The sequence below is a fragment of the Streptomyces sp. RB17 genome, assembly GCF_009604455.1.
Taxonomy (GTDB): Bacteria; Actinomycetota; Actinomycetes; order Streptomycetales; family Streptomycetaceae; genus Streptomyces.
This window is the reverse complement of the sequence record NZ_WEGL01000007.1, coordinates 443,504-459,554: the sequence shown is the minus strand read 5'-3', so window position 1 is coordinate 459,554 and position 16,051 is coordinate 443,504. Positions and strand designations below refer to the sequence as shown.

At 72.4% G+C, this 16,051-nt stretch carries 16 protein-coding genes; 7 read left to right on the top strand and 9 right to left on the bottom strand.

Going from position 1 to position 16,051, the window contains the following annotated elements; translation table 11 throughout:
• Nucleotides 1-35 precede the first annotated feature (35 nt).
• The 3 genes from SRB17_RS30555 to SRB17_RS30545 all read left to right on the top strand — a co-directional run bounded on the left by SRB17_RS30555 (nucleotide 36) and on the right by SRB17_RS30545 (nucleotide 4,068).
• Complete coding sequence (locus tag SRB17_RS30555) at nucleotides 36-1,094, top strand: sigma factor-like helix-turn-helix DNA-binding protein (RefSeq protein ID WP_153543357.1); 1,059 nt, start codon at nucleotides 36-38, stop codon at nucleotides 1,092-1,094.
• Nucleotides 1,091-2,779, top strand: coding sequence for a transglycosylase domain-containing protein (locus tag SRB17_RS30550; RefSeq protein ID WP_153543356.1), 1,689 nt, complete (start codon nucleotides 1,091-1,093; stop codon nucleotides 2,777-2,779). Before SRB17_RS30555 ends, SRB17_RS30550 begins: the two co-directional genes overlap by 4 nt.
• A 164-nt stretch (nucleotides 2,780-2,943) precedes the next feature.
• A complete protein-coding gene (locus SRB17_RS30545; protein WP_323376468.1) occupies nucleotides 2,944-4,068 on the top strand; it encodes an NADH:flavin oxidoreductase in 1,125 nt (374 codons plus the stop codon).
• Nucleotides 4,069-4,085: 17 nt separating this feature from the next.
• Here SRB17_RS30545 and SRB17_RS30540 read toward each other — a convergent pair whose 3' ends face one another.
• The 4 genes from SRB17_RS30540 to SRB17_RS30525 all read right to left on the bottom strand — a co-directional run bounded on the left by SRB17_RS30540 (nucleotide 4,086) and on the right by SRB17_RS30525 (nucleotide 7,625).
• Nucleotides 4,086-4,655: a hypothetical protein gene (locus SRB17_RS30540; RefSeq protein ID WP_153543355.1), complete on the bottom strand. Its 570-nt coding sequence runs from the start codon at nucleotides 4,653-4,655 to the stop codon at nucleotides 4,086-4,088.
• Between the two features lie 170 nt (nucleotides 4,656-4,825).
• Entirely contained in the window at nucleotides 4,826-5,074 is a 249-nt protein-coding gene (locus SRB17_RS30535) for a hypothetical protein (protein WP_153543354.1), read from the bottom strand.
• A 441-nt stretch (nucleotides 5,075-5,515) separates the two neighbouring features.
• Complete coding sequence (murQ, locus tag SRB17_RS30530) at nucleotides 5,516-6,439, bottom strand: N-acetylmuramic acid 6-phosphate etherase (RefSeq protein WP_153543353.1); 924 nt, start codon at nucleotides 6,437-6,439, stop codon at nucleotides 5,516-5,518.
• Between the two features lie 280 nt (nucleotides 6,440-6,719).
• Entirely contained in the window at nucleotides 6,720-7,625 is a 906-nt protein-coding gene (locus tag SRB17_RS30525; protein ID WP_323376467.1) for a MurR/RpiR family transcriptional regulator, read from the bottom strand.
• Nucleotides 7,626-7,681: 56 nt separating this feature from the next.
• On the opposite strand from SRB17_RS30525, the gene SRB17_RS30520 reads away from it, so the two are divergent.
• A complete protein-coding gene (locus SRB17_RS30520) occupies nucleotides 7,682-8,065 on the top strand; it encodes a hypothetical protein (RefSeq protein WP_153543351.1) in 384 nt (127 codons plus the stop codon).
• 7 nt (nucleotides 8,066-8,072) lie between these two features.
• Entirely contained in the window at nucleotides 8,073-8,351 is a 279-nt protein-coding gene (locus SRB17_RS30515; RefSeq protein WP_323376466.1) for a DUF4031 domain-containing protein, read from the top strand.
• Here SRB17_RS30515 and SRB17_RS30510 read toward each other — a convergent pair.
• Both SRB17_RS30510 and SRB17_RS30505 read right to left on the bottom strand, forming a co-directional pair.
• On the bottom strand, nucleotides 8,333-9,400 hold the full coding sequence (locus SRB17_RS30510) for a GNAT family N-acetyltransferase (protein WP_153543350.1): 1,068 nt from the start codon (nucleotides 9,398-9,400) through the stop codon (nucleotides 8,333-8,335). The two genes, SRB17_RS30515 and SRB17_RS30510, sit on opposite strands and share 19 nt — an antisense overlap.
• Before the next feature lie 27 nt (nucleotides 9,401-9,427).
• Nucleotides 9,428-10,072: a hypothetical protein gene (locus tag SRB17_RS30505; RefSeq protein ID WP_153543349.1), complete on the bottom strand. Its 645-nt coding sequence runs from the start codon at nucleotides 10,070-10,072 to the stop codon at nucleotides 9,428-9,430.
• Between the two features lie 84 nt (nucleotides 10,073-10,156).
• Between SRB17_RS30505 and SRB17_RS30500 the strand changes: the two genes are divergently transcribed.
• A complete protein-coding gene (locus tag SRB17_RS30500) occupies nucleotides 10,157-10,849 on the top strand; it encodes a copper homeostasis protein CutC (protein WP_153543348.1) in 693 nt (230 codons plus the stop codon).
• A gap of 124 nt (nucleotides 10,850-10,973) precedes the next feature.
• Here SRB17_RS30500 and SRB17_RS30495 read toward each other — a convergent pair whose 3' ends face one another.
• Together SRB17_RS30495 and SRB17_RS30490 are read right to left on the bottom strand one after the other, a co-directional pair.
• Nucleotides 10,974-11,735 (bottom strand): hypothetical protein, encoded by a 762-nt coding sequence (locus SRB17_RS30495; RefSeq protein ID WP_153543347.1) that lies wholly within the window; start codon nucleotides 11,733-11,735, stop codon nucleotides 10,974-10,976.
• Nucleotides 11,736-11,791: 56 nt separating this feature from the next.
• On the bottom strand, nucleotides 11,792-13,756 hold the full coding sequence (locus SRB17_RS30490) for a HelD family protein (RefSeq protein ID WP_153543559.1): 1,965 nt from the start codon (nucleotides 13,754-13,756) through the stop codon (nucleotides 11,792-11,794).
• Between the two features lie 348 nt (nucleotides 13,757-14,104).
• Between SRB17_RS30490 and SRB17_RS30485 the strand changes: the two genes are divergently transcribed.
• A complete protein-coding gene (locus SRB17_RS30485; RefSeq protein WP_153543346.1) occupies nucleotides 14,105-14,287 on the top strand; it encodes a hypothetical protein in 183 nt (60 codons plus the stop codon).
• A 47-nt stretch (nucleotides 14,288-14,334) separates the two neighbouring features.
• Here SRB17_RS30485 and SRB17_RS30480 read toward each other — a convergent pair whose 3' ends face one another.
• The gene (locus tag SRB17_RS30480; RefSeq protein ID WP_323376465.1) at nucleotides 14,335-15,987 is read right to left on the bottom strand and encodes a DNA repair helicase XPB; all 1,653 of its coding nucleotides are present in this window, start codon (nucleotides 15,985-15,987) and stop codon (nucleotides 14,335-14,337) included.
• Nucleotides 15,988-16,051: the final 64 nt, after the last annotated feature.

The following is a 16,051-nucleotide window of genomic DNA, read 5'->3' as shown; positions in this document are numbered from 1 at the left end:
GTACATCGAAACACACGCGACCCAAGGAGAAGACGATGCGGACGGGCGCCGGGATCCCACATGACTTCGCCGCGTACGCGCGCACCCGCTGGCCCCAACTCGTCGTCACCGCACGGTTGCTCACCGACGATCTGCCCGCCGCGCGGGATCTGGCGCTCAGAACGCTGATCCGGGTCCACGCCTCCTGGCGTCGCGTCCCCCGCAACGACGTGGACTTTCATGTACGGCGGCTCCTCGTGCGGACCGCGCTGCGGGGGCGGTGGTCGCGCGGGCGGCGGGGTGTTCGGCAGCGGGCCGTACTCGTGTTGCGGTACTGGGAGGGCCTGACCGACAAGCAGATCGCCCAGTTGCTCGGGACCTCCGGGGGTGCGGTGCGCCACATCGCCGGGCGGGGTCTGAAGGCGCACGGGGGTGATGCCCGGCGGCTGCGCGAGACGTACGCCGCGGTCGCCGCCGACGTGCCTGCCGCACCGCTTCCGCTGGAGACGGTGCGGGCGCGAGGGCGGGTGGTGCGACGCCGTCGTGTCGCGGTGGTCGCGGTCTGCTGTGCCGCGGTGCTCGTGCCGGGATCGCTCTTCGCCGCCGGCCGGATCGGCGGGGCCGGCGCCGGTGCGTCGTCCGGCGCGGCGGCGGGGCGGTCCGGCGGTTCCGTGCGGATCGTGGCGCCGGGCGAGCGGGTGGAGGTGGCGCCCGGCGTGCAGACGTGGCTGACCGCGGACGGCGGGCACTGGTCGACGCCGGAACAGCCCGACGAGTTCCGCGGGTTGGACGCCTACCCACGCCACAGGCCCGGGGTGTCCATGCAGGCGGAGATGGCGAAGGGCAGGTACGTCCTGTCCGGCCTGTACTACGGCGTCACCGGGGACCCGGGACGCGTCGCGCTGAACACCGGCCACGGCGAGGTCGCCGCCCAGGTGCTCACCCTGGCGGGCAGCCCCGGGTGGGGCGTCTGGTACGCGAGCACGTCGCTGTCCGTGCGGGACACCAAGGTGTTCTTCGCCGAGGGCATGGAGAAGAACACCGAAGGGGTCAGGGTGTACGACGCCGCGGGCGCCGTCGTGGCACGGCTGCGGAGCGATTGGTGGCGGGCATGACCCCGGAGCTCACGGAGGAACCCGAGAAGGAACCCGCTCGGGTGCCCGAGAAGGAACCCGAGCGGAAGCCCAAGCAGGCCGCCTCACCCGGGAGTTCGCGCCGCATCCCGCTCCGCGTCCGTCTGCGCCGCAACCGGGGCCGTATCGCGCGCCGGCTGCTGGTCGCCTTCCTGCTCATGCTGGCCCTGCTGTGCGGGGCGGTCCTCGTCGCCTACAAGCTCACCGTCATTCCCGAGCCGCACCCGGACACCGTCGTCCAGAGCACGGTCTTCCTCGACGAGAAGGGCGACTATCTGGGCCGCCGGGGTCCGGTCGACCGTCAGGACGTACCGCTGTCGCAGGTGCCGCGGTATGTGCAGGACGCGGTGATCGCCGCGGAGAACCGTTCCTTCCGCACCGACTCCGGAGTCTCCCCGAAGGCCCTGGTCCGTGCCGTCGCCGCGGCGCTGACCGGCGGCGAACGGCAGGGCGGTTCCACCATCACCCAGCAGTACGTCAAGAACGCGCTGCTCAGCCCCGAGCAGACGCTGTCACGCAAGGCACGCGAGGCGCTGATCGCGGTCAAGCTGGACCGCACCCGCTCCAAGGACGAGATCCTCGAGGGCTACCTCAACACCGTGTACTTCGGCCGGGGCGCCGCCGGCATCCAGTCGGCGGCGCGCAACTACTTCGACGTCGACACCAAGAACCTCACCGTCTCGCAGGGCGCGGCCCTGGCCGCCATCATCAACCTCCCCTCCTACTACGAGAAGGCCGGCTCGGACCCGAAGGTGACGGCGACGCTCCAACGCCGCTGGCAGTGGGTGCTGGACGCGATGGCGGCGAGCGGCGACATCACGGCGAAGCAGCGGGCCGCGGCACGTTTCCCGGCGTTCCGCTTCTATCCGCCGGGGGCCACGGACGGGCAGCGGCAGTACCTGATCGACGTCGCGGCGAAGGAGGCCGCCGACCGGCTCGGCATCACCGAGGACGAGCTGGCGCGCGGCGGCTACACCGTGCGCACCACCTTCGACCTCACCCTGCAGGACGCCACGGCGGAACTGGCCAAGGGGCAGAAGGCCGGCAAGGGGGTACGGCTCCACACCGCCGTCGTGGGCATGGACCCCGGTGATGGTGCGGTGCGGGTGCTGTACGGGGGGTCGGACTACGCCCGGCAGCCCTTCAACGACGCGGTGAGCGGGGCGGTGGAGGCGGGCTCGGCGCTGACGCCGCTGGCCGGGATGCGGTTCGGCGCGCCGCTCACCGGGTTGCCGAAGACGGCCGCGCCCACACCGCTGAAGCTCACGTCGGCGTACGCGGCGGTCGCGGCCGACGGCATGTACGCCGCGCCGTACACCGTCGCCCGCATCACCCGCGACGGCCGGACCGTCTGGTCCGCGCACCCCGACCGCCACCGGGTCCTGCCCGAGCAGGCGGCCATACCGGTCCAGGGCGGCGGGTTCCGGGCGACCCCGGCCGCCGGCCCTCCGGCGCACCTGTTCACGGCGGGCGCGGGCGGCGGCGTCACCCGCCGCACGGTGTGGACCGTCGCCTACGACGCCCGGCTCACCCTGACCGTCGCACTCTTCGCCGACAAGCCCGGCACGAAGAAGGACACGGTGGTGCCTGCGCAGCTGCCGACGTCCCCTTCACCGACGGAGTTCACGGAACAGACGGCGACCCAGTTGTGGGGGCGCCTGAGGTGACCGGCGAAAGCGGCCGAACCACCGAGAGAGTGTGACCGGCGTCACGTAAGGGCTCTCTCGCGGCCGGAATGTGGGACAGCGCATAGGCGATTACTTAAGAAGCTGCAACAATGCGTGCTCACATACCGACCGGTTAACACCACCATTCACGAGGAGTCCCCCACGTGACCGCCACGACGCCCGCCTCCCGCGCGGCCCAGATCCTGTCCCGCCCGATCGCGCTCAACGGTCTCACCGTTCCGAACCGGATCGTGATGGCGCCGATGACCCGCATGTTCTCCCCGGGCGGCGTCCCCGGCGAGGACGTGCGCTCGTACTACTCCCGCCGGGCCGCGGCCGGGGTCGGCCTCATCGTCACCGAGGGCACGTACGTGGGCCACGAGTCGGCGGGGCAGAGCGACCGCGTGCCCCGTTTCCACGGGGAGGAGCAGCTCGCTGGCTGGGCGAAGGTCGCCGAGGACGTGCACGCGGCGGGCGGCACGATCGTCCCGCAGCTGTGGCACATCGGCATGGTCCGCAAGCAGGGCGACGCGCCCTACCCGGACGCACCGGCCATGGGCCCCTCCGGCCTGGTCACGGCGGGCGCCGAGCCCACCGGCAAGGCGATGACGCAAGCGGACCTGGACGAAGTCATCGCCGCGTTCGCCCAGGCGGCCGCGGACGCCGAGCGGATCGGCTTCGACGGCGTGGAGATCCACGGCGCCCACGGCTACCTCGTCGACCAGTTCCTGTGGGAGGGCACCAACCGCCGTACGGACGCCTACGGCGGCGACCCGGTGGCCCGCGCCACGTTCGCGGCGGAGATCGTCGCGGCGGTCCGCGAGCGGGTCTCCCCGGAGTTCCCGGTCATCTTCCGCTACTCGCAGTGGAAGCAGCAGGACTACACCGCCCGCCTCGCCGAGACCCCCGAGGAGCTGGAGGCGATCCTCACCCCCCTGGCAGCGGCCGGCGTCGACGTCTTCCACGCCTCCACCCGCCGCTACTGGCTCCCGGAGTTCGACGGCTCGGACCTGAACCTGGCCGGCTGGACGAAGAAGCTCACCGGCAAGCAGGTCATCACCGTCGGCTCGGTCGGCCTCGACGGCGACTTCATCAACGCCTTCCAGGGCGCGGGCGCCCCGGTCAAGGGCATCGACAACCTCCTCGACCGCCTGGAGGCCGACGAGTTCGACATGGTCGCCGTGGGCCGCGCGCTGCTCCAGGACCCGGAGTGGGCGGCCAAGGTGCTCTCCGACCGCTTCGACGAGCTGACGCCGTACGACGCGGCGGCGGTGAAGACGCTCAGCTGAAACTCCCCGGCGCGGGCCTACAGGTTGCCCATGGGCTCGATGTCGACGTGCACGGGGGTGCCCCACACCCGCAGCACCTCGTAGTCGGTGAACTCGTGCACGAGCCGGTAGGCCATGGCGGGCCGCGATCCGCGCCGCTGAGCGGCGAGATACGCCTCCGCCTCGCGCCGGTCCCTCCGCGGCGTTCCGCACAACTGCCACTCCTGCCCGTTCCAGGCCTCCGGCAGCCAGCGCTGCTGCGGCTGGGGCCGGTCGGCGCGGACGCCGTAACGGGAGGGCGCGGTGGCGACGGGGGCGGGTCCGCTCCTCCCGCCCTGGAACTCCGACCGCCGGGCGGCCCGGCGCCGGGTCTCACAGAGCAGACACAGATCGGGCGCGCTCTCGTCGACGGGGCCCTGCGGGTGCTCGGGGCAACGGGTGGCCGGCGCGTTGCCGGTGACACTCTCGTCCAGCAGATCGAGCGCCCGGCGCATGTCGGCCTTGATCTCGTGCAGCCGGGCGTCCGGGGTGTCGGAGGTCAGCGCCTCCCCGTGCTCCCCGAGCAACCGGAGCGCCCTTCCCAGGGCGGCGAGCTGGGCGTGATTCATGTCAGCCAAGGGTACGAGAACGGCGGTCTTCGGGCCCGGCGCTGTTCAGTGGCCCAACGGCCACTTGGGAGAAGAGCTGAAGGCAAGTCGCCGAGTCGGCTGGTCAACGTCCTTCACCGTTTCAGTGCCCCCGGCGATCCGGCAGGCCGCTGCGGGCCCGCGCTGGGACGTCAGCCGGTGACGTGGTCGAGGGCGCTCTGCGCTCCGCAAGCGGGTGCGGCGGCGAGGGCGCCGGTCGCCAGCGACAGCGGGGAGACCTGACTGAACGCAGGAATGACGGCGAGGTTCTCGACACACCTCGCGGCGTCGGCGTTGGCCCCGGAGTCGGAGCCGAACTCGCGGCCGTCGGCGTGGGCGGGGGCGGCCAGGGCCGCGGCGGTCGCCGTAAGGACGGCGGTGACCAGGAGCTTCTTCATCATGCCCGAAGGAACGACCTGCCCCACCCGGGCGTCACGCCGGTGCCCCCACCCGGGCGTCAACGCCAGTCCTCCCCCCACCCGAGCGTGACCGCCGGTGCCCCCACCCGGGCGTCAACGCCAGTCCTCCCCCCACCCGAGCGTGACCGCCGGTGCCCCCACCCGGGCGTCTACGCTGGCCCCCCACCCGGGCGTCAACGCCAGTCCCCCCACCCGGGCGTCACGCCGATGCCCCCCACCCCGGCCTCAGCGCCATCTCCCCACCCCCGGTGTCAACGCCCGTGGCCGCACCCAGGCCTCACGCCCGTGCCCCCACCGGTGCCCGCGGGGCAGCCGAAGAGGTATGTCGCCGCGAAGCCGACCGTGTCGAGCGCGTAGCCGGCCGTCCAGCCGATGGCGGTCGCGGCGGAGGCGGGGTCGTTGCACGCGCCCCGAACGTGCAGGTCAGCGTGCCGCGTTTGGCAGCGCGGCGCGCAGATGGCCGCCGGACTCCTTCAGCAGGCGGGCGGCCGTCGGGGCGTCGACGCCGGCGAGGAGGGAGAGAATCGCGTTCTTCACCTCGCCGCCGGACTCGGTGAGGGCCTTCTCGATCTCGTCGTCGGACGCGCCCGTGGCCAGGGAGACGATCCGGCGGGAGCGGGCGCGGAGTTTGTCGTTGGAGGCGCGGACGTCGACCATCAGGTTCCCGTAGGTCTTGCCGAGCCGGATCATCGTGATCGTCGAGAGCATGTTGAGGACCAGCTTCTGGGCCGTGCCCGCCTTCAGACGGGTGGAGCCGGTGATCAGTTCGGGGCCGACGACGACCTCGATGCCGTACTCGGCCGCCGCCGCGAGCGCGCTGTGCTCGTTGCAGGCCAGGCCGACGGTCAGCGCGCCCAGGGAGCGGGCGTGCTCGACGGCGCCGACCGCGTAGGGGGTGCGGCCGGAGGCGGAGATGCCGACAACGGTGTCGTCGAGAGTGAGCTCGAGTGCGTCCAGGTCCCGGCGGGCGAGTTCCCCGGAGTCCTCGGCGCCCTCGACGGAGGTCACCATCGCCTCCGGGCCGCCCGCGATCAGGCCGACAACCTGCGCGGGGTCGGTGTTGAAGGTGGGCGGGCACTCGGAGGCGTCCAGGACGCCGAGCCGGCCGGCCGTGCCGGCGCCGGCGTAGATCAGCCGTCCGCCGCGCGCCATGCGCTCGGCGACGGCGTCGATGGCGGCGGCGATCCGGGGCAACTGCGTCGCCACGGCCGCGGGCACGCCCGCGTCCTCACCGTTCATCAGGCGGGCGATGTCGAGGGTGGGCAGGCGGTCGATCCCGGCGAGCTCGGGCCGGAAGGCTTCGGTGGTCAGGGAAGCCAACTGCTGATGCAGGTCATGGGAGGTCATGGGGGGTGGCTCTCTCAGGTCTGGGTGCCGTCGTGCGTCCTGTCGCTCACCCGGGTCTCGCTCACCGGAGTACCCGGGGTGTTACTCACCCGGGTCTCACTCACCGGAGTACCCCGGGTGTCGCTCACCCGGGTGTCACTGACCGGAGCACCCGGGGTGTCGCTCGCCCGGGTCTCGCTCACCGGAGTACCCGGGGTGTCGCTCACCCGGGTGTCACTGACCGGAGCACCCGGGGTGCCACTCGCCCGGGTGTCGCTCACCGCAGCACCCGGGGTGTCGCTCACCTGCCGCTGGTGCGATGCCGGTGAGCCAGTGCCTCGTACGACGCGGCCAGCGCGGGTGCCGCCGTCTCGTACGTACGCTGGGCCACTCCCACGAACAGGCAGTCCACCACGAGCAGTTGACTGGTCCGCGAGGACATCGCGGCGGGTCGCAGTTCGCTCTCCCGTGAGGTGGACGTGGTCAGGACGTGGTCGGCGTACTGGGTGACCGGCGAGTCCGGCCGGCCGGTGATGGCCACGGTCGTGGCCCCGCGCTCGAAGGCGACCCGCAGCGGCTCGATGACGTCCCCCGTCGAGCCGGAATGGGTGATCGCCATCGCCACGTCACCCGAGCGGAGCTGCACCGCGTTGGTCACGGCGAGGTGCGGATCGCTGTGGGCGTGGGCTATGAGGCCTATGCGGAGCAGCTTCTGGGTGAGGTCCTGGGCGACGAGCCCGGACGCCCCTATGCCGTACACGTCGGTGCGCCGGGCGCCGGCCAGTGCGCTCACCGCGGCGGCGAGCTGGACGGTGTCGAGTCCGGCGGCGGTGTCGGCGAGGGTCTGCTGCTCCTCGTAGGCGAGCTTGGTGACGACGTCGGCGATGGGGTCGTCCACCGCGATGTCGGTCGTGATCGCGGGCGCGCGGCCCGACTGCTGCTGTGCGGCGAGCCCGGCGAGGGCGAGGCGCAGATCGCGGTAGCCGGGGTAGCCGAGGAGGCGGGCGGTGCGCACGACCGTGGCCTCGCTGGTGCCGGTGAGCTCGGCGAGGCCGGTGACCGTGAGGGCGGCGCAGCCGGCCGGGTCGCTCGCGACGGCCTCCGCGACGCGCTGCATGGAGCGGGTCATGGACGGGGCGAGGGTACGCACCTTGGCGGCGAGGGAACCGCCCGGACTGCCGAAAATTTCCTTCACGTCCTGGGTCACGGATGAAAGATATTTTCGGTTCGGCGTCGGGGTCAAGAGTGCGCACAATGGGTGTTATGGAGCTCATCGGTCCCCTTGAACAGGCGCTGCACGCCGCCCGAGCCCTCGTGCTCGCCGATCTGGTCGCAGGCGAGGTCGCGGAGGCGGACGTGGTGTCGCTGGTCGAGGACTCCGTCGCGGAGCGCCGCTGGTGGGTGGAGCAGTGGCCGGACGGTGCGACCTTTGTGGCCGGGCTGATCGCCCAGGACGTGCAGGACGCGCTGCTGGACCGGTACGGCCGCTGGCCGCTGTGCCCGGTGTGCCGCACCGGCGACCCGCACGCGCTGGACGTGGAGCCCGAGCTGGGTCCCGACCCGCACTGGGTGTGCCACAAGGTGGGCGTGAAGGTCGCGGCCGTGGGCTCCCTGGGCTCGGCCACGGGCGGGATGTCGTCCTCATGAGGCGTCCGTGACGCTGTACATCGACCCGCCCGCCTGGCCCGGACACGGCCGTATGTGGTCGCACCTGGTCAGCGATGTGTCGTACGACGAACTCCACGCGTTCGCCGAGAAGCTCGGCGTGCCGAGGCGTGCCTTCGAGCGCGACCACTACGACGTTCCCTCGCACCGGTACGCGGAGGCGGTGGCCGCCGGGGCGATGGAGGTCAGCAGCCGCGAGGTGGTACGGCTGCTGCGGGAGTCGGGGCTGCGCAGGCCCAAGGGGCTCGTTCAGCGGCGCAGTTCGTAGGCGAGTTCGTCACCCTCGTCGCTGACCTGCGCGAACCCGACCCGAGTGACCACCGCCTGCGAGGCCGTGTTGTCCCGCTCGACGGTCGCGAACAGGGAACTGACGTCGTCGCGGGCCAGCGCCCACTCCGCGAGCGTGCGCAGCGCCTCGGTGGCGTACCCCTGCCCCCGGACACCCTCGACCAGGTCGTAGCCGATCTCCACCCGGCCGTCCTCGTCCGGGACGCTGTGGAAGCCCATGCCGCCGATCGCGCGGCCGTCCTCGTGCCGTACGAGCACGAAGACCCCGAACTCCGGCCGGTGCACTCCGGCTTCGTACGCCTTCACCAGGAAGGAGGCGGCCTCCCGGGTGCCCTCGTACGGGCCGCCGTCGAGCCAGGTGAAGCCGCCGTCGCCGCCGAGGCGCAGATCGTGGGCGGTGGCCGGGCGGATGCCGGTCAGGGTGACCCGCTCGCCCGGGATGACCAGGTTGTTGTACCAGCGCCACGCGGTGACCGGGGCGCGGCCGGGCAGCGCGCCGCGGCCGGTGGCCCACAGCAGGGTCGGCCACGGGGCGGTGCCGGGCTGGACGTGCGGGAAGAGGCAGGCAAGGAGCGATGCGACGAGCTCGGCCGGCGGCTCGTAGGGGATCCCCAGCCCCTCGGCCATGTCATGCGTGTGCAGCAGCACCTCGGCGATGCCCATCGCGGCGAAGCCCTCGGCGTCGGCGCTGCGGAAGGGGTAGGGGTGGAAGCCCCGTACGCCGGGCGCGGCGGTGCGGACGGCGGCGGCGAGCAGGGCGCCGGTCGTCTCGATCACGTGCAGCAGGCCCGCGTTGTCGGTGCCCTCGTCGAGGGTGAGCTCGAAGGGGACATAGGCGTCCTGCGCGCGTCCGGCCAGGTTGGCGGCGTAGGCGATCAGGTCGTCGGCGACATGCACGGCGGTGGCGTGGCAGTCCCACTCCAGCCGCCCGGCCCGTACGGCCTTCCAGTCCCGGTCCACCGCCGCCCGCAGTGCCGCCGTGCAGCCCGCCACGGCCTCGGTGACATCGTCCCCGTTCATCGCTCGCATGGGGCGAACCCTATGGGGCCGAACCCCTCAGGTCGACAGCATTTCCAGCTCGGAGGCGAGGTTGTAGCGGGCGGTGGACTCCCAGTGCTCCTGGCCGTACGGGGTGTGGAACAGCCGGGGGAGTCCGAGGAGTTGGCGCAGAATCGCCGAACGTCCCTCCCTGAAGGCGTCGTTCGGCACGAAGTGGTACTCCTCGCGCACCTGGGCGGTGTAGCCGGCGTACGCCGACGGGGGCGCGGCCAGGATCGCGAGGTCGGCGTCGCACAGGACCTGGCCGTCGTGGTCGTCGTCGGCCGGGTCGTGCGTGGCGGTGAGCCGGACCAGCCGGGCCACCTCGGCCGTCCTGGCGTCCGGCACGCCGGCCTCCGGCAGAGCGCGCTCTGCGAGCCGCGCCGACCGCTCCTCGTTCTCGGACCGCTCCGGGAGGTAGACGGCGTCGTGGAACCAGGCGGCCAGGCGTACGACGTCGGGGTCTGCGGCGTACTTCTCCAGTACGTCGATGTGGTCCAGGACCGCGGTGAGGTGGGCCACCGTGTGGTACCGGCGCTGCGGCTCCTGCCAGCGGGCGAGCAGATTGTCGGCGTACGGCACGGGATCGGGGCCGCCGCCGGGGGCGCGGGCTGCTTCCAGCGCACGGACGAAACGGAGGCGCAGGGCATCGAGGTCGGCCATGGGCCCATTCTTCCGTGGCCCGCGTACAGGCGTAGTCTTGGAATTGGACTAGACCTGTAGTGACCGACGGACGAATGAGGTGCCATGAGCAAGCGTGCAGTCCTGGAGGTGATCGCGCTCGACGTCGCGGACGCGGTCGCCGCCCAGGCCGGAGGCGCGGACCGCCTGGAGCTGGTCACCGACATGGCGGCCGACGGGCTCAGCCCCGCGCCGGCCACCGTCGCCGGGATCCGGGCCGCCGTCGACATCGGCCTGCGCGTGATGCTCCGCCTCGCGGACGGGTTCGCGGCCGGTGACGTGGACCGGCTGGTCCGGGTGGCCGGCGACCTGCGCGAGGCCGGCGCCGACCAGTTCGTCCTCGGCTTCCTCGACGGGGGCGGCTGGGCGGACCTGGCCGCCGTCGAGCGGGTGGTCGGCGCGCTGGACGGCTGCGCGTGGACGTTCCACCGGGCGATCGACCGCGCCGCCGACCGTGACGCCCTGCGCAAGCAGCTCGCCGACCTGCCCGGGCTCGACACCTACCTCACCGCGGGCGCCGCCGGCGGGGTGGACGAGGGCCTGCCGACGCTGGTCGCGGAGGCGGGCCGGCGGGGCGAGCCGGGGTACGGCCAGACCCTCCTGGTCGGCGGCGGCCTGCGGCTGGAGCACGTACCGCGGCTGCGGGCCGCCGGTATCGACGCCTTCCACATCGGCGGTGCGGCGCGCTCCGCGGGTTGGGCGGGGGCGGTGTCCGAGGGGGCGGTGCGGGAGTGGCGCAGGGTGCTGGACGGGGATTAGCGCCGTTGGGGCGCGGGTCTCATGCCCGGGGCGGGCGCGTTGTGGTTGCTCGCGCCCACGCGGCGGAGCCGCATATCGAGACAGCCCCGCGCCCCTTGGGGGCGCTGCACCCCTGCCGGTGTTGTTACCCGGCCGCCAGTCCGATGAGCACGAGGAGCACCAGCAGGGCGAAGCCGGTGAGCGGGACGAGGCCCAGGATTCCGGCCGGGCGCCGCAGCACCGGGCGGCCCGGGTCCAGGCCGGGGCCCTGGGCGGCGACCGGTGCCGGGAGCTTCCGGATCCTGGCCAGGGTGAAGAGGTTGATCAGCAGCGTGATGGGCGTGATGAGCAACGACGCCGGACCCCACCACCCCTGCGCCATGGTGTCCGACTGCATCTTCCGGAAGACGGCGAGCCCGCAGGTGTGGCAGAAGGTGCCCTTCCGCCACAGGTTGCGCATCACGATCAGCATGCCCTGGTGGCCGCGGATCGTCATCCGCGCGGCGGGCGCGGCTCCGCACACGTCGCACCCGACGCCGGGAGCGGCCGGGTACGCGCCGGGGGCCTGCTGGTACCCGGCCTGCCCGGAGCCGGCGGGCGCCTGCGGGTAGGGAGCCTGCCCGTAGCCGCCCGGTGCCTGCGCGTAGCCGCCCGGTGCCTGCCCGTACGGCCCGGCGGGCTGCGGCTGCCCCGCCGGCGCCTGCGGGTAACCCGCGGGGGCCTGCTGATACGGCCCTGGCGCCTGCGCGTAGCCCGCGGGGGCCTGCTGATACGGCCCTGGCGCCTGCGCGTAGCCCGCGGGGGCCTGCTGATACGGCCCCGGCGCCTGCTGGTGGCCCGCAGGGGCCTGCTGGTAGGGGCCGGGGTGCTGCTGGTACGCGGGGTGCGGAGGCGGTGGAGTGCTCAACGGAGGCCTTTCCATGGGGACATGCCGGAACGGCACGACACCCTAGCGGCGTGCCCTCAGGCCAACTGAGCCGGTACCGGCGCCGCGTGGGTCACGATCAGCCCCGACACCGCACGCGTGAGCGCCACGTACAGCCGCCGCAGTCCCGTGCGCTCGTCCGGCTCTCCGTCGACCACCGCCTGGGGCTCGTCCAGCACCACGTAGTCGTACTCCAGACCCTTGGCGAGGGACGCCGGGACCAGGGTGAGGCGGGTCTCCTGGGTGGTCTCCTCGCCGGGGGCGAGGTACTGCAGGCCCGCCGCCGTCAGGGCCTCGGCCAGGGCCGGGACGCGGGCGTCGGCGGCGATCAGGGCGGTCGAGCCCTCGTTGCGCAGCAACTCCTCGCAGGCGGCGACGACGTCGGACGACTGCGTGATCGTACGGACCTCGAAGAAGCCGGGGTTCTCGCGGACGGAGGCCACCGGGGTGAGGCCGGGGGCGATGTGGGGGAGGAGCCGGGAGGCGTAGGTGATGACGTCCGTGGGGACGCGGAAACCGGCCGTCAGCTCCTCGACGACCCCCTCGCGCTTGCCGAGGTGGGCCAGCGCCTCGTCCCAGCTGCGGGTCGCCCAGGGGGTCGTACCCTGCGCCAGATCGCCCAGCACCGTCGCGCTGCCGGTGGTGCAGCGGCGGCCGACGGCGCGGTACTGCATGGGGGACAGGTCCTGCGCCTCGTCCAGGACGACATGACCCAGCGAGTGTGTGCGCTGGATCAGATCGGCCGCCTCGTCGATCAGCACCGCGTCCGCCGCCGACCACTTGGCCGACTTCACGCTGCGCACCGGCTTGGCCCACAGGACCGTCTTCTGCTCGTCCTCGTCCAGGATCCCGGCGGCGTGCTCGGCGAGGAAGTCCGCGTCCGTCAGCAGGCGCAGGACGAGCTTCGCCGGGTCCACGGCCGGCCAGACCTCCTTCACGGCCGCCTTCACCGCGCTGTTGCGGGCCACCGCGTCCTGCACCCGGTCGTCCGGCGCCTCGCCCGAGCGTTCCATCTGCACCAGCACGGCGTGCGCGATCCGCTGCGGCAGGGCCTCGCGGGCGGCGCCGTAACGGATGTCCCGCTGCCGCAACTCCCGGACGATGTCCTCCAGTTCGTACGCCGGCACCCGCCAGCGGCGCGAGCCGCGCACCACCACGACGGCCTCCGTCGGCATGGTCACGTGGGAGTACAGGGCCCGGCGCAGCACCTCGGCCATCCGGGCGTCGCCCTTGATCACGGCGGCGGCAGCGTCGTCCGTGCCGCTCACCTCGACGTGGGCGACCAGGTCGTCCACCGTGGCCTGCTGCACGGTCAACTCGCCCAGTGCCGGGAGGACTTGCTCGATGTAGTGCAGGAAGGACCGGTTCGGTCCGATCACCAGCGTGCCGGTGCGGGCGAGCCGCTCCCGGTGGGCGTAGAGGAGGTAGGCGACCCGGTGCAGGCCGACGGCGGTCTTTCCGGTGCCGGGGCCGCCCTGGACGCAGACCGTGCCGGACAGGCCGGAGCGGACGATCTCGTCCTGCTCGGGCTGGATGGTGGCGACGATGTCCCGCATGGGGCCGACGCGCGGCCGCTCGATCTCCTGCTGGAGCAGCTTGCTCGTGGCCGTCGCCTCGGCCGGGTCGGAGAGGTGCTCGTCCTCGTACGCCGTCAGGTCGCCGCCGGTGTAGCCGAAGCGGCGGCGCAGCCCGACGTCCATCGGGTCCTTCTTGGACGCCCGGTAGAACGGCTGCGAGACCGGGGCGCGCCAGTCGATGACCATGGGGTCGCCGACGGCGTCGTGCACGTGCCGCCGCCCGATGTAGAACCGCTCTCCGTCGGCTCCCTCGGCCTGGCCCGCACCCGGGGCGTGCAGATAGTCCAGCCGGCCGAAGAACAGCGGGGTGTCGCTGAGGTCGGCCAGCGCCTTGATCCGCTCGTCGATCTGGCGGGACAGCACTTCGGCGTTGACCCAGTTCGCGGTGACGTCCCGGATGTCCAGCGCCTCCACGTCCTCGCGCATCGCGCGCAGCGCGGCGCGGGATTCGGCGAGGTGGGAGCGCTCTCGGGCGAGCGGATCGGCGGCGGGCGTGGACGTGGACACGAGGGTGCCTCCGGTGGACCTGCTGGGCGGCTACGACGATGCCGCCCGGTTTCCGGCCGGGCGACGGCACTCCGCGGAGGGGAGGCGGGCAAGAGCGGAGATTCTAGGCGAGGGCGCGCTGCGGAGGCCAACGGTTTTTCCGCCCCCTAGGGGACAGGAGGCCCCCGACGTAGGGGCCGCGGTCCACCCGTGGATCTACGCGGAGCCTTCCAGGATTGGCTCTGGAGACCGATGCGGGTCCTGTGCCCGGCGATCCACCATGGAGACATGAGCGCAGCAACCATCTCCCCCGGTCCTGTCCGACCACCCACCGGCGCCACCGCCGTCGACGGCCCGCACCACCACTGGCTGGGCAACGCCCTGCGTGCGATCAAGGTGTTCGCGGAGGCCGCGTTCGGTGTGGTCATCCTCGGCGAGTACGGCGAGGAAGCGGGCATACGCCGCAAGTAACCGAATGCGCGGCCGTGGTCCACGGCACCGATCTGTACGGGTTCGGCTCAGCCGGTGCTGTCCTCGGTCAGGATCTCGTCCGCGTCCATGATCCGGTAGGCGTAGCCCTGTTCGGCCAGGAAGCGCTGGCGGTGGGCGGCGAAGTCCTGGTCGAGGGTGTCGCGGGCGACGACCGAGTAGAAGTGCGCCTGGTGGCCGTCGGCCTTGGGGCGCAGGACGCGGCCGAGGCGCTGGGCCTCCTCCTGGCGGGAGCCGAAGGTGCCGGACACCTGGATGGCCACCGTCGCCTCCGGCAGGTCGATGGAGAAGTTCGCGACCTTCGACACCACCAGAACGCTGATCTCGCCCTCGCGGAAGGCGTCGAAGAGCTTCTCGCGCTGGGCGTTGGAGGTCTCGCCCTTGATGACGGGAGCGTTCAGGTGCTCGCCCAGTTCGTCGAGCTGGTCGATGTACTGGCCGATGACGAGGATCTGCTGGCCGGCGAAACGGCGGACGATCGCCTCCGTCACCTTCCGCTTGGTGTCCGTCGTCGCACAGAAGCGGTACTTCTCCTCCGTCTCGGCCGTCGCGTACGCCAGCCGCTCGGAGTCCGTCAGATTCACCCGGACCTCGACGCAGTCGGCCGGCGCGATGTACCCCTGGGCCTCGATCTCCTTCCAGGGCGCGTCGAACCGCTTCGGCCCGATGAGGGAGAACACGTCCGACTCGCGGCCGTCCTCGCGGACCAGGGTCGCCGTCAGACCCAGTCGCCGGCGCGCCTGCAGATCGGCGGTGAACTTGAAGACCGGGGCGGGCAGGAGGTGCACCTCGTCGTAGACGATCAGACCCCAGTCCCGGGAGTCGAAGAGTTCGAGGTGGGGGTAGATCCCCTTCCGCTTGGTCGTCAGCACCTGGTAGGTGGCGATGGTGACCGGGCGGATCTCCTTCTTCGTGCCGCTGTACTCGCCGATCTCGTCCTCGGTCAGCGAGGTCCGCTTCACCAGCTCGTGCTTCCACTGCCGGGCCGAGACGGTGTTGGTGACCAGGATCAGGGTCGTGGACTTGGCCTGGGCCATGGAACCGGCGCCCACCAGCGTCTTACCGGCACCGCACGGGAGCACGACGACCCCGCTGCCGCCGTGCCAGAAGTTCTCCACGGCCTGCTTCTGGTACGGCCTGAGCGCCCAGCTGTCCTCCAGCAGCTCGATCGGGTGCGCCTCACCGTCGACGTACCCGGCGAGGTCCTCGGCCGGCCAGCCCAGCTTCAGCAGCATCTGCTTGATCTGCCCGCGCTCGGACGGGTGCACCACGACCGTGTCCGCGTCGATCCGCGCCCCGACCAGCGGGGCGATCCGCTTGGACTTCAGCACCTCCTCCAGCACCGGCCGGTCGGTGGTGGTCAGCACGAGTCCGTGCGCGGGGTGCTTGCTCAGCGTCAGCCGACCGTAGCGGTCCATCGTCTCGGCGATGTCCACGAGCAGCGCGTGCGGCACCGGGTACCGGCTGTACTGCACCAGCGCGTCCACGACCTGCTCGGCGTCATGCCCGGCGGCGCGCGCGTTCCACAGCCCGAGCGGGGTCACCCGGTAGGTGTGGATGTGCTCGGGCGCCCGCTCCAGCTCGGCGAACGGCGCGATGGCACGCCGGCAGTCGTCGGCCCGCTCGTGGTCGACTTCCAGGAGCAGGGTCTTGTCGGACTGGACGATCAGCGGTCCGTTCACGTGCGGCACACACCCTTTCCACAAACACCAAACGTCCAGTGTGCCCTAAACGCCGACGATCACC